At 62.5% G+C, this 12,599-nt stretch carries 13 protein-coding genes and 1 pseudogene; 2 read left to right on the top strand and 12 right to left on the bottom strand.

From position 1 onward, the window contains the following. Positions 1–28 precede the first annotated feature (28 nt). From bhcD to bhcA, 4 genes are all read right to left on the bottom strand, one after another. Positions 29–994: an iminosuccinate reductase BhcD gene (gene bhcD, locus RA26_RS20960; protein ID WP_039187213.1), complete on the bottom strand. Its 966-nt coding sequence runs from the start codon at positions 992–994 to the stop codon at positions 29–31. 73 nt (positions 995–1,067) lie between these two features. Next, entirely contained in the window at positions 1,068–2,231 is a 1,164-nt protein-coding gene (gene bhcC, locus RA26_RS20955) for a 3-hydroxy-D-aspartate aldolase BhcC (RefSeq protein WP_039187211.1), read from the bottom strand. A 16-nt stretch (positions 2,232–2,247) separates the two neighbouring features. Then, entirely contained in the window at positions 2,248–3,216 is a 969-nt protein-coding gene (gene bhcB / locus RA26_RS20950; protein WP_039187208.1) for a beta-hydroxyaspartate dehydratase BhcB, read from the bottom strand. Further along, positions 3,216–4,406: an L-aspartate--glyoxylate aminotransferase BhcA gene (bhcA, locus tag RA26_RS20945; protein ID WP_039187206.1), complete on the bottom strand. Its 1,191-nt coding sequence runs from the start codon at positions 4,404–4,406 to the stop codon at positions 3,216–3,218. Before bhcA ends, bhcB begins: the two co-directional genes overlap by 1 nt. Positions 4,407–4,604: 198 nt before the next feature. Here bhcA and bhcR point away from each other — a divergent pair, with 198 nt between their 5' ends. Further along, positions 4,605–5,420 (top strand): HTH-type transcriptional regulator BhcR, encoded by an 816-nt coding sequence (bhcR, locus tag RA26_RS20940; protein ID WP_039187203.1) that lies wholly within the window; start codon positions 4,605–4,607, stop codon positions 5,418–5,420. A gap of 12 nt (positions 5,421–5,432) precedes the next feature. Here the strand turns inward: bhcR and RA26_RS22525 are convergent, their stop codons facing one another. Next, the gene (locus RA26_RS22525) at positions 5,433–6,596 is read right to left on the bottom strand and encodes a glutathione S-transferase N-terminal domain-containing protein (protein ID WP_241482710.1); all 1,164 of its coding nucleotides are present in this window, start codon (positions 6,594–6,596) and stop codon (positions 5,433–5,435) included. Positions 6,597–6,806: 210 nt separating this feature from the next. Between RA26_RS22525 and RA26_RS20930 the strand changes: the two genes are divergently transcribed. Continuing rightward, positions 6,807–7,175: a winged helix-turn-helix transcriptional regulator gene (locus RA26_RS20930; protein WP_039187201.1), complete on the top strand. Its 369-nt coding sequence runs from the start codon at positions 6,807–6,809 to the stop codon at positions 7,173–7,175. 66 nt (positions 7,176–7,241) lie between these two features. On the opposite strand, the gene RA26_RS20925 is transcribed toward RA26_RS20930, so the two are convergent. From RA26_RS20925 to RA26_RS23290, 7 genes and pseudogenes are all read right to left on the bottom strand, one after another. Then, positions 7,242–8,072, bottom strand: a complete 831-nt coding sequence (locus RA26_RS20925) for a bifunctional allantoicase/(S)-ureidoglycine aminohydrolase (RefSeq protein WP_039187199.1) — start codon at positions 8,070–8,072, stop codon at positions 7,242–7,244. 125 nt (positions 8,073–8,197) lie between these two features. Continuing rightward, positions 8,198–9,283, bottom strand: coding sequence for a molybdenum ABC transporter ATP-binding protein (gene modC, locus RA26_RS20920; RefSeq protein ID WP_039187197.1), 1,086 nt, complete (start codon positions 9,281–9,283; stop codon positions 8,198–8,200). Continuing rightward, a complete protein-coding gene (gene modB / locus RA26_RS20915; protein ID WP_039187195.1) occupies positions 9,283–9,987 on the bottom strand; it encodes a molybdate ABC transporter permease subunit in 705 nt (234 codons plus the stop codon). Before modB ends, modC begins: the two co-directional genes overlap by 1 nt. Then, positions 9,984–10,787, bottom strand: a complete 804-nt coding sequence (modA, locus tag RA26_RS20910; RefSeq protein ID WP_052272521.1) for a molybdate ABC transporter substrate-binding protein — start codon at positions 10,785–10,787, stop codon at positions 9,984–9,986. The genes modB and modA overlap by 4 nt, the downstream gene beginning before the upstream one ends. 99 nt (positions 10,788–10,886) lie before the next feature. Further along, a complete protein-coding gene (locus RA26_RS20905; RefSeq protein WP_039187193.1) occupies positions 10,887–11,456 on the bottom strand; it encodes a chemotaxis protein CheD in 570 nt (189 codons plus the stop codon). A gap of 24 nt (positions 11,457–11,480) precedes the next feature. Next, a complete protein-coding gene (locus tag RA26_RS20900; protein WP_446720185.1) occupies positions 11,481–12,125 on the bottom strand; it encodes a CheB methylesterase domain-containing protein in 645 nt (214 codons plus the stop codon). Between the two features lie 222 nt (positions 12,126–12,347). Then, positions 12,348–12,501, bottom strand: a pseudogene (locus RA26_RS23290) (chemotaxis protein CheB); the annotation flags it as partial. Positions 12,502–12,599 lie beyond the last annotated feature (98 nt).

Below are 12,599 nucleotides of genomic sequence, written 5' to 3'. Positions count from 1 at the left end.
TATTTGCAGAATGTGTTTCTGGCTGGGCTTAGAAATCGACCTCAATGGCGATGCCCTTTTCTACGGCCACCTCAACGACCGAAGCCGCGACGGCCAGATCCTGCAGGCCGACGCCGGTGCCGTCAAACAGGGTAATCTGGTCGTCAGAGGTGCGGCCCGGGTTGGTGCCGTTGATCACCGCGCCGATCTGGGCAACATCAGACTCCTGGATCAGGCCCTGCGCCACGGCGTGCTGCGCCTCGCCGATGGAGATGGATTGCGCCACCTCGTCGGTGAACACAGATGACTTGACCAGCAGTTCGGCTTCGACCTCCTGCTTGCCCTTGGTATCAGTGCCCATGCAGGCGATGTGGGTACCAGGGCTGACGTGATCTGCCATCAGCGAGGGCGCGAAGGCCGAGGTGATGGAGATGATCACATCCGCTTCCCGCATTCCTTCCAGCTCGACCGCTTCAAACGGCACACCGGCCTCAGCCGCGACTTTCTCGATGTTGGGCAGCATTTCCGGGTGGTAGTTCCAGCCGATGACCTTCTCGAACTGGCGCTGCTCCAGGGCGGCGCGCAGTTGGAAGGTGGCCTGGTGGCCGGCGCCGATCATGCCGATCACCTTGGCGTCCTGGCGGGCCAGATGCTTGATCGACACTGAGGATGCCGCTGCGGTGCGCAGCGCGGTCAGGAGGTTGCCGCCCACCATCGCCTTCACCTTGCCAGTGTCGGGATCGAACAGGAAAACGGTGGACTGGTGATTGATCAGCCCGCGCTTTTCCAGGTTGTTCGGCCAATAGCCCCCGGCCTTGAGGCCCAGGGTGAGGCCTGCGCGGTCAAAGCCGCCCTTGAAGCCGTAAAGAGCGTCCTCGTGGCCGATTGCCTCACGCACGACGGGGAAGTTGTAGGCATCTCCCGAAGCCATGGCGGCAAAGACCTTCTCGACCGCATCGAACGAGGCTTCGCGGGTCACAAGATCCGCAATCGCCTTTTCCGGAACGATATACATGTCTGTTTCTCCTCAACAAAAAAAGCCGGCGGAGGGCGGCATGCGCACCTCCGCCAGTTCGGGGATCGTTTGCTTAGTAGGCTTTGCCGCGGGCCGAGACGGGCCAGACGGTTTCGACCTTGCCGTTGCGGACACCGACGTACCAGTCATGCACGTTGGCGGTCGGGTCGCAGTGGCCCGGGACCAGGCGCAGCTTGTCGCCCACTTTCAGCGCGCCGTTCGGGTCGGAGACCACACCGTGCTCATCCGAGCATTTGATGTATTCCACGTCGTCGCGGCCGAAGATGAAGGGCAGGCCGCTGTCGACCGACTGCGCCTTGAGGCCTGCGTCCACGATGGCCTTGTCGGCCTTGGCGTGGCTCATCACCTGAGTGTAGAGGAAGAAGGCATTCTCCCACTCGCCCTGATCGATCCGGTTGCCGTCCTTGTCCAGGATGCGGCCGTAATCCGCGTCCATGAAGGCGTAGGAGCCGCACTGCAGCTCGTTGTACACGCCGGAGTTCGATTCGAAGTAGTAGGAGCCGGTGCCGCCGCCGGAGACCAGTTCGCAGGCGATGCCTTCGGCCTTCAGGCCCTCAACTGCATCAGCAACCTGGGCGATGGCGATGTCCAGCTTGGCCTTGCGGTCCTCGTAGCTGTCCATGTGCTGCATCGCACCCTGATAGGCCTGGATGCCGGAGAACTTGAGGTTCTCAGCCGCGTTCACCGCCTTGGCGATCTCAACCACGGCTTCGGTGGTGGTCACGCCGCAGCGGCCTGCGCCGCAGTCGATCTCGACAAACACTTCCAGCTCGGTGCCGTGTTTCTGCGCTGCTGCTGACAGGTCCGCCACGTTGTCCAGATCGTCAACGCAGACGATGGTGCGGGCGCCCAGCTTGGGCAGGCGGGCCAGACGGTCGATTTTTTGCGGGTCGCGCACCTGGTTGGAGACCAGCACGTCCTTGATGCCGCCGCGGGCAAAGACCTCGGCCTCGGACACCTTCTGGCAGCAGACGCCAACGGCGCCGCCAAGGCGTTCCTGCAGCTTGGCCACGTCCACTGACTTGTGCATCTTTCCGTGCACCCGGTGGCGCATGCCATGCGCCTTGGCATAGTCGCCCATCTTCTTGATGTTGCGCTCCAGCGCGTCCAGGTCGAGGACCAGCGCCGGGGTCTGGATGTCAGCCTCGTCCATGCCCGGGATTGCCGGGACGTCATAGCCGACTTCAAGTTCTTCGAATTTGGTCTGTGCGTTCATGTTTCTATTCCCCAGTTTAGCTGTTCATCCAGGGCAGCTTGTCGAGGTCGACATTGCCGCCGGTGACGATCAGGCCCACGCGTTTGCCCGCGAAGGCGTCTTTGTTTTTCAGAATGGTGGCGAGCGGCACCGCGCTTGACGGCTCCATCACGATGCGCAGGTGCTTCCAGATCAGTTTCATCGCATAGATGATTTCGGCATCGGATGCCGTGTAGATCTCGCTGACGTGGTTGCTGACGAAATGCCAGGTCAGGTCCTTGAGCGGCACCAGCAGTCCGTCGGCGATGGTCTTGGGCGCATCATCGGCGATGATGTAACCCGCCTTGAAGCTGCGGTAGGCGTCATCGGCCTGCTCCGGCTCTGCCGCGATCACCTGGGTTTCCGGTGCCAGCGTCGACAGCGTCAGGCAGGTGCCCGAGATCATGCCGCCGCCGCCGATCGGGGCCACAACCATGTCGAGACCGTCGGTCTGCTCCACAAACTCCTTGGCACAGGTGCCCTGCCCCGCAATCACGCGCGGGTCGTTGTAAGGATGCACGAAGTCGCCACCGGTCTCGGCCTGCACCTTGGCAAAGGTCTCCTCGCGCGAGCTGGTCGAGGGCTCACATTCGGTGATCCGCCCGCCGTACCGGCGCACGGTGTCCTTCTTGGCCTGCGGTGCGGTGCGCGGCATGACCACGTTGCACGGGATGCCGCGCAGCATTGCCGCATAAGACAGGCAGGAGGCATGGTTGCCCGAGGAATGCGTGGCGACGCCCTTGGCGGCCTGCGCCTCATCCAGCCCGAACACCGCGTTGGTGGCGCCGCGCACCTTGAAGGCGCCCGGCTCCTGGAAGTTCTCGCATTTGAAGAACAGCTCTGCTCCTGTCAGCTCATTCAGGTAGGCAGAGGTGCGCACCGGCGTGCGGCGGATGTGGGGCTGGATGCGCTCATGCGCAGCCAGCATGTCCTCATAGGTCGGGATATACATCGCGGTATCCTTCATCAGGCGGCGGCCTTGGTGCTGGAGGCGGTGTTGCCGCGGTAGTAATCCTGCGCAGCAGCAACGCCGGAACCCAGCTGGATGTTGAGGCCCAGGTCGGCCATGACCATTTCTGCGGTGGCAATGCCCGAGAGCGCCATCACATCGGTCAGGCTGCCCAGGTGGCCAATGCGGAACACCTTGCCCGCGACCTCACCCAGGCCGGTGCCAAAGGCGACGCCGTATTTCTCGGCCGCCAGGCTCACGAACTTGTTGGCGTCAAATCCGTCCGGGGTGCGGATGGCGCTGACGCTGTCGGAGTAGACGTCCGGCGACACGGCACACAGTTCCAGCCCCCAGGCATGGACCGCGGCGCGGACGCCCTCGGCAATCCGGTGGTGGCGGGCAAAGACGTTCTCCAGCCCTTCGTCCAGCAGCATACCACAAGCCATGTTCAGACCGTTCAGCAGGCCGACGGAGGGCGTGTAGGGATAGGCGCTGTTGGCATAGCCGTTGGCCATATCCTTGATATCAAAGAAGGTGCGCGGCAGGGTCGCGGTTTCGGCAGCTTTCATCGCCTTGGGCGAGAAGCCGACGATGGCGAGGCCCGGCGGCAGCATGAAACCCTTCTGCGAGCCGGTAACGGCAATATCGACACCCCATTCATCCATCCGGAAGTCCATCGAGGCGATCGAGGACACGCCATCAACAAACAGCAGTGCCGGATGGCCGGCTGCGTCCAGCGCGCGGCGGACGGCGGCGATGTCGGATTTCACGCCGGTTGCAGTCTCGTTGTGGGTCGCCAGAACCGCTTTGATCTCATGCGCGGTGTCGGCGGTCAGGATTTCCTCGTAACGGTCCGCTGGTAGGCCTTCCCCCCAGGGAGTTTCAACGATCTGAACGTCCAGCCCGTGGCGCTGGCACATGTCGATCCAGCGGTGGCTGAACATGCCGTTGCGGGCGGCCAGAATCTTGTCGCCTGCGTTCAGCGTGTTGGTGATCGCGGTTTCCCAGCCGCCGGTGCCGGTCGACGGAAAGACAAAAATCTCGGCGCTCTCGCTTTTCAGAACCTTCTTCACCCCGGCCAGTGCCGGGTGCAGGATCTGGCCGAACAGCGGCGAGCGGTGGTCCAGCGTCGGCATGTCCACTGCCTTGCGCAGTGCTTCGGGCATATTGGTCGGACCGGGGATGAAAACCGGATTTTGAAAGCTCATGTCGTGCCCTCCTGTGGCGATTTCCCTCACTGTAAGGGGAAGCCGTCCACAGGGGAATTTTTTTGAAAAAAGCTTTCAAAAACTGTGAAAATGGAGAATTACACCTTAATTACAAAGGCTTTAGTTTTTTCACTGTACAGAAGTGATTTTCAGTTTTATCCATAAGCAGCTGCTTGAATTGCCAAGAAAGACCTGAAAATGTCCCAGCCGCCGCGCCGCAAAGGCCGCCCCAAGAGCTTTGATTCCGCCAGCCAGCCGACTACCATCCAGTCGCTTGACCGGGCGCTGGACGTGCTCGATGCGCTGGCCGGGGCCAGCGGCATGACGCTGACAGAGCTTTCTTCCGCGCTCGATCAGTCGGCAGCCACCATGTACCGGGTATTGTCCACTCTGGAGGCGCGCCAGATCGTCGAGATGGAGCCGCAGAGCCAGACCTGGCACATCGGCGCTATGGCGTTCCGGCTCGGCTCCGCCTTCCTGCGCCGCTCCAGCGTCATTGAACGCGCCCGGCCGGTGATGCGGGAGCTGATGGAGGCAACCGGCGAGACCTCCAACCTCGGCATCGAACGCGGCGGCGACGTGATGTTCGTGAGCCAAGTGGAAACGCACGAGTCGATCCGGGCCTTCTTCCCGCCAGGCACCACCTCTCCCATGCACGCCTCTGGCATCGGCAAGGCGCTGCTCAGCTGTTTCGGGGAGGACCAGTTGGCCCGTTTCCTGCGCGGGCGCTCGCTGGAGCGGTTCACGGAAAAAACCCTGACCTCTGCGGATGCCCTACGCGAAGATTTGGTGCAGATCCGCAGCCGCGGCTGGTCATTCGACGACGAGGAAAAGGCGCAGGGCATGCGCTGTGTTGCGGCCCCTGTCTTTGGCATGCAGGGCGAGGTGCTGGCGGGGATCTCCATCTCCGGCCCCACTGCACGGATGCCCGACGGCGGCATCGACGGTATCGGCGCCCTGGTCAAGGACGCCGCGCAGAAACTGTCGCAAGGGATGGGGGCGCCAGCAGTCTGACGCCCCCTGCTCCTAGAGCTGTATTTTCTCTGCAGCGCGGTGCGGAGTGCCTTGACCGGTGTCCAGGAACGCCTTCAGGCTGGAAACGAAGAAATGGTCCCAGCCGGCCTCGCAGATGCCGTAACAGAGCAGGCTAGGTCTGAGGCCCTCATGCTCAAACCGGATGCGGCAGCCCTGCGGATCCGGGAAGATCCGCCAGATCGCGCGGGTGCCGAGCCATTCAGTCTGGATCCCGTTGGGCTGTCCCTCGTGCAGATGCAGCGCCTCGACGCATTCCAGCTCGACAAGTTCGCCGGGAACAAGGCGCTTGGCCTCAAAGGTCCAGAAGGAGCGCCCCGGCGGGAAGGTGAATCTGGCGCGGTCGCCGGGCTGCAGAATGGGATTATCCGGCACCGTCCACCAATCTCCGAACCCTTGGGTTAGGGCGTGAAAAGCCTGTCCCGGTGTGGCGGCGGCGGAAATGCTGCGTTTGTAATTCCGCGAGGCAGGGCTGCTGGTCCGCTCGTTCCAGTGCGGCGGCAGGGTTTTGGCCATACCCGGCAGCGCGCTCATCCGTTCCTTCCAGTCCGCCAGACGGGGGTAGTGATCCGGCGGAAAGCCGAACCCGAGCCTTTCCATCACCTCGTGGCGCGTTTCGACTGCTCTTTGGATCAGCCGGATTTCCGGAAACGCCACCGCGTCTGCGGCGCTCGGCGTATCCCCGGCCAGATACGGCCTGCCGTCCAGCAACCCTTCCAGCCAGCGGCACTCCCTGTGCAGGGCCTCTGCCGCGGTCTTCAGCGCTGCTTCTTCGGGGCTGCCGGGGACCGGAGCGATGCGCTGCACCAGGACCGGCGCAAGCACCGCATGACAGGCATCGCGCAGATAGCTGCTTGCTTCCATCGTGATCTGCCAGATTTCTGCGGCTTCATCGGGGGAAGATCCAAATATCGGACGCTCCGGATAGGCCCGGTCGAGCCAGGCAAGTGCTGCGATGGAATCCCGGATAACGCAGCCGCCTTCCTCCAGCACTGGGACCGTGCCGCGCGGGTTGAGCGACAGGAAGGGTTCCCTTTTGTGCTCTCCGTCCGACGCCGACAGCACGTTCTGATCCCAGCTCAGCCCCTTGAGGGCCAGGCCCGCGAGAACACGCCAGGCCCGGGGTGCGCCGCTGATTGTGTGAATAGTGAGTGTCATGTTGTGCCTCCTTCAGGTGTCTCTGAGGAGGATAGTGTCTGTTAATTGATTGAAAAGTAGGCAGAATTTTCTTACTTAGTCAGGGAAACGATACTATTGCCCGGCTGCTTCCAACAACAAGTTCCGGCTGAATGGCATCCTCAACTCTGATTTTCTGCGAAACTCCTCGAAATCATGTTAGTATCATTTTCGTACCATGGAGGATTTTAAATGAATGCCGAGCCGCCGAAAAATTTCCAGACGACGCAATCTGGCGGGGCATTTGGCAAGCGCTGTCCGATGCCGGACATCGCTCAGCTCATTGGCGGCAAATGGAAGCTGATTATTCTTCAGGTGCTGATTTTTCAGGGAACCAAACGGTTTGGCGAGCTGAAGCGGGAAGTTGAAGGCATCACCCAGACTATGCTCACCAGCCAGCTGAGGGCGCTGGAGAAAGACGGCCTTGTAAGCAGGGAGATTTTTCCCGAGGTTCCGCCAAGGGTGGAATACACGGCAACCGCCAAGGCGCTGGCCCTGACGGACATGTTCCATGCAATGCATGCATGGTGGGTTCTTCAGAATAATGAACAGGCCAGCTGACATGCGAGTCAGCTGGCCTGAAGATCAGCAGCCTGCATCCGGGAGCGGCAGGCAACCTCCTGCCCCTCAGCGCAGCGGCGCCAGCGGCATGTGACGGTTCACGTCCTTGTACAGCAGATAGCGGAATTTTCCCGGACCACCCGCATAGCAGGCCTGCGGGCAGAAGGCGCGCAGCCACATGTAATCGCCTGCCTCGACCTCAACCCAATCCTGGTTCAGCCGGTAGACCGCCTTGCCCTCTAGTACATAAAGCCCGTGCTCCATCACATGGGTTTCGGCAAAGGGGATCACCGCGCCGGGTTCAAAGGTGACGATGGTGACATGCATGTCGTGGCGCAGGTCATTCGGGTCCACGAAACGGGTGGTCGCCCATTTGCCCTCGGTTTCCGGCATCGGGGTCGGATCAATGTGTTTGTCGCTGGTGACAAAGGCCTCCGGCGCGTCCAAGCCCGCAACCTGCTGATAGGCCTTGCGGATCCAGTGGAAGCGCACCGGCGCATCGCTGTTGTTGCGCAGGGTCCAATTGGCCTGCGGCGGCAGAAAGGCATAACCGCCCTCTTCCATTTGGTGCGCGGTGCCGTCGATGGTCAGGGTCATGGACCCTTGGACCACGAACAGCACTGCTTCAGTGCCCGCTTCGGTTTCCGGTTGGTCGCTGCCGCCGCCGGGCTGCACCTCGGCGATATACTGCGAAAAGGTTTCGGCAAAGCCGGACAGGGGTCGCGACAGCACCCAGAAACGCGCCTTGTCCCAGAACGGCAAAAGGCTCGCCACGATGTCGCTCATCGTGCCCTTGGGGATTACCGCATAGGCTTCGGTGAACATGGCGCGGTCGGTCAGCAGCTGGGTCTGAGGCGGCAGCCCGCCTTCCGGTGCGTAGTAGGATCGATTGGTCATGGGCTGCCTTTCCTGCTGAAGTGCTGCCCCATTGATACCCGCCTGCCCGGCGCAACCGAACTTATTTCCGTATCAAGAATACCTGAAGGATTATCTTGGTAATTTTGAAGGCTGGCTGTACCGGCTCACTTGCCGCTGCCGATATCCTCCGGCGCGATGGAGACGGTTTTGACCACGGCATGGCATTCCGCACCAGGTTCCAGTCCCAACGCTTGGGCTGATCGGCGGGTGACCCGAGCCAGAACCCGCCCCGCCGGCGTGGTCAGCGAGACCATCGCGCCCGGACCTCCGCCAGTGCGGACATTTTCCACCGTCGCCGGCAGGATATTGAGCGCCGACAGCCCTTCGGGACGGCGGCGCGACAGGATTACTTCATGGGCCGAGATCCTGACCCGGACCATGCTGCCGGGCGCCTTGGCGACTTGCGGCAGGAATAGAGGCACGCCACCTGCATCCAGTTCTGTAAGCCCGTCGCTGTGGTGCCTTGCCACCCGGGCCTGCAGCAACGCACCTGCGGCACGGACGCCGGCTGGCATGACCGCGGGATCACCCAGAACCTCTGCGGCTGTTCCTTGCCGCTGCACCCTGCCGTCCTGCAGCACAACCACGGTGGTTGCCAGCCGGGCAACCTCGGCGGCGGAGTGGCTGACGTAGAGCATTGGGATGCCGATCTCGTCCCTCAGCTTCTCGAAATAAGGCAGGATTTCCGCTTTGCGGGCCTCATCCAGGGCCGATAGCGGTTCATCCGCCAGGATCATCCGCGGTGCGGCCAGCAGCGCCCGGCCGATGGCGACCCGCTGCTTCTCGCCGCCGGACAACCGGCCGGGACGGCGCTGCAACAGCGGGCCGATGCCCAGGAGGTCCACCACCCGCTCCAGGCTTTCGCGCTTGGCATCCCGCGGCGCAAACCATTGCCCGAACAGCAGATTCTGCCGCACCGTCAGATGCGGAAACAGCCGCCCCTCCTGAAACACATAGCCCATGCGGCGCTTGTGCGGCGGCAGCCATTGACCCCGCCTGGTGTCGCACAGCACCTCGCCCTCCAGCGCCACCCGGCCCTGATCGGGCCGGAGCAGCCCGGCCACTGCCTGGATCACCGTCGTTTTGCCGGTGCCGGAGCGGCCGAACAGCACGGTGACCCCTGGCGGGGCCTCAAACTGCACATCCAGCCCGAACCCCGGCAGCGCGTGTTGCAGCGACACTGTCAGCATTAGCGCCCCCCTGCCCGGTCAGCCGCCCGCCGCGCCAGCAGTTCCGAAAGCAGCAGAGCAGTCAGGGCGATAGCAATCGACACCAGGGTCAGCCGTAGCGCCGCGGTCTCGCCGCCCGGCACCTGCAGGAACGTATAGATCGCCGAGGGCAGCGTCTGGGTCTGCCCAGGAATGCTGGAGACAAAGGTGATGGTGGCGCCGAACTCACCCATTGCCTTGGCAAAACCGAGCACCGCGCCGGCGATCAGCCCGGGCAGGATCATCGGCAGAGTGATGGTGGCAAAACACATCAGGCGGGATGCGCCAAGGGTTGCTGCGGCCTGCTCCAGCTTGGGATCCACCGCCTCAACCGACAGGCGGATGGCCCGCACCATCAGCGGAAAGGCCATGATGGCGGCGGCCAGCGCAGCCCCTGTCCAGCGGAAGGCAAAGACAATGCCGATCTGCTGCAATGCGCCGCCCACCGGACCCTTGGTGCCGAACACCATCAGCAGCAGATAGCCGGTAACCACCGGCGGCAGGATCAGCGGCAGGTGCACCAGGCTGTTCACGACCTGCTTGCCGGGAAACTGCCAGCGCGCCAGCGCGTAGGCCACAAAAACCGCCAGCGGCAGGGCCGCCAGAGTTGCCCAGATCGAAACCCGCAGCGACAGCATCACCGCCTGCCACTCTTCGGGTCCCAGCCATGCGGTTTCAATGCTCACTGCTCCGGCACTCCAAACCCGTGCCGGAGGAAAATCTCTCTGGCTGCCGGGCTTTGCAAGTAATCCAAAAACGCCTTGGCCTCGGCCATTTTGCCATCCGCGACCGCTGCAGCAGGATAGAGAATTGGCGGGTGGCTGTCTTCCGGAAAGACAGCAATGACCGCGACGCCGGCTTCTGCACGGGCATCGGTTGCGTAAACCACTCCCATCGGCACCTCACCGGAAGCAGCCAGCGCAAGCGCCGCGCGCACATTGGCGGTTTGTGCTACTTTGGAGGCAACATCCGGCCACAGCCCCAGCGCCGTCAGCGCCGCCTTGCCGTAAATGCCCGCAGGCACCGCATCCACCAGTGCCATGGCCAGGCGGCCTTCGCCCAGCAGCCGCGCCAAGTCCGCGGTTTCAAGGTCCAGCGGCTGCACGTTGCGCCCGTGCGCGATCAGAACCAGCCTGTTCTCCAGCAAGTCCAGGCGTGAGGCTTCATCGATCAGGCCCTCTTGCTGCAGGACATCCATCCAGCCGGGATTGGCTGAAATGAACACATCTGCTGGTGCGCCCAGCTGGATCTGCCGGGCCAGCGCAGGCGAGCCTGCATAAGAGAGCGTCACATCCCGGCCGGTACCCGCTTGGTAGGAAGCCGCGGCTTCATCCAATGCGGTTTTGGTGCTGGCGGCGGCAAAAACGGTGATCCCGGCTTGCAGCTGACCGGCCACGCCCAGGACCAGGGCCCCGGCAGCAACAAGGCTCCGCCGGAATACCGGCGAAGCCAATGAATTCAGGAATGAAGCCAGGTTTGCGCTCATGTCCCTTAAGGGACTACCTCTGCCGGCCGGAACGGGCAAACGGAAATTCTTGCCCCGGCTCAGCAGCTATGCAGCCCGGATGAGGGCCGAGGCTGCTGGTCAGAAAAGATCGACAACGCCAGCGCCTGCACCAGCGGCCGCAGGAGCGGGTGCGGGTGCGGGACGCGCGGCGGCGCGGAGCTCCATTTCGCCGAGCTTGCGGTCGTCCTTCACGTGGGTCTGCTGGGCCGCACCGGAACAGGCATGAAAACGCACCCGGCGCGCCGAGGTGCCACCAACGCTGGAAGAGATCACTGGAATGCCCTCATCACGCAGGAAGCGCTGTACAAAATCGGCATTTGAAGCACCAATGTCCGACAGGTTGGCTGACATCTTCGCACCGCCGAACACTTTGGACTTGAGATTGGAGCGGATCGCGCCCTTCTTGAGAACCCCGTTGATCAGCAGCTCCATAGCATGGATGCCATAGCGGGCATTGGCTGCCCCGCCCTGACGGGCGTTGGCCAGCAGGAAATGATTCATCCCGCCCACACCATTTTCCGGATCATAAATGCAGGCAGCAATGCACGAACCAAGGACCGTGGAGAACATGATCTTAGGATCTGTGCTCACCCGGTATTCCCCTTGCAGAACCGTAACGGATTTCGAATTGGCGAAAACAGTAGTCAAAGTCAGGTCCTTCCTGCGGTTCGATCAGACCTTGCTGGCCTGTAGTAGTGTATTGGCCATCCGGGTCAGAGGCACCTGCTGCTGGGCAGCCCCCATTTCCCAGGCCACCCGGGGCATGCCGTAGACCACTGAGGATTTCTCATCCTGGGCAAAGGTCTTGGCGCCGGCCTTGCGCAGTTCCAGAAGCCCCCTGGCCCCGTCCTGGCCCATGCCGGTCAGAATAGTGGCAACAACGTCCTTCCCATATGGCACGGCAGAGGTGAACAGAGCGTCAACAGAAGGTGTGTGGCCGGAAATATCCGGGCCTTCCTTCATCCGCAGACGCAGGGGCTTGCGGCTGGTCAGTCCCATGTGACGGCGCTGGCCGGCAGCGATGTAAACGTGGCCCGGCTCCAGAGTGATGCCGTCCTCGGCCGCACGCACGCGGGCCGGGCAGATGCGGTCCAGCAACGATACCAGGCCGGAGCCGAAGTTCTTGCCGGTGTGCTGCACGATCAGGGTTGGCGGACAGTCGAATGGAAAGCCGACCAGCACATTGCGCAGCGCTTCCACGCCGCCGGTCGAGGACCCGATCAGGATCAGCTTCTTGACATTTCCAGCTGTGGCGGAAGGGCGTGCAGCCGAAGCACTTGCTGCGGCACGGGCACTGCGGCGCGGCGCATTCAGCATCATGTCCAGATACTGGGCAAACTGGCTTGGGTGGTCGGATTTCGTAAGTTCGAAAATGCCCGCGCCGACATCCAGAAGCGGCGAGGATTTTCGGGCCGGTGTGGCGCCCTGGGTATCCATCACGGAAACCCAGCGGGTATCCATGGCGGAGAACAGCGCCATCATCATCTCAAATTCGGGCAGTTTGGTGAAACCGTCCTCGACAAAGGCAAAAACCGGCNNAAACCGGCTGTGCAGCCTCTGCCTGATTGTAGGCCATCATCAGATTGTTGGCCAACAGCACTTTCATGCCGGGGTAGGCGGACTCCATGTAACCCTGCAACGTGCGGGCAAAATTCCGGTCCGTGGTGATGATTAATAAGTTTCGCGAAGACAATGGGTTCCCCAGTCAGTTTGCAGTGCCGTCAGGATTGCAGGCACAGGTTGCCATAGTCTGAAGGCGCCGCGTTTTTCTGTGCGGCGCCTCCGGTGAGT

This window comes from Leisingera sp. ANG-M7 (assembly GCF_000813965.1).
Lineage (GTDB): Bacteria > Pseudomonadota > Alphaproteobacteria > Rhodobacterales > Rhodobacteraceae > Leisingera.
This window is presented reverse-complemented; position numbering and strand designations above follow the sequence as displayed.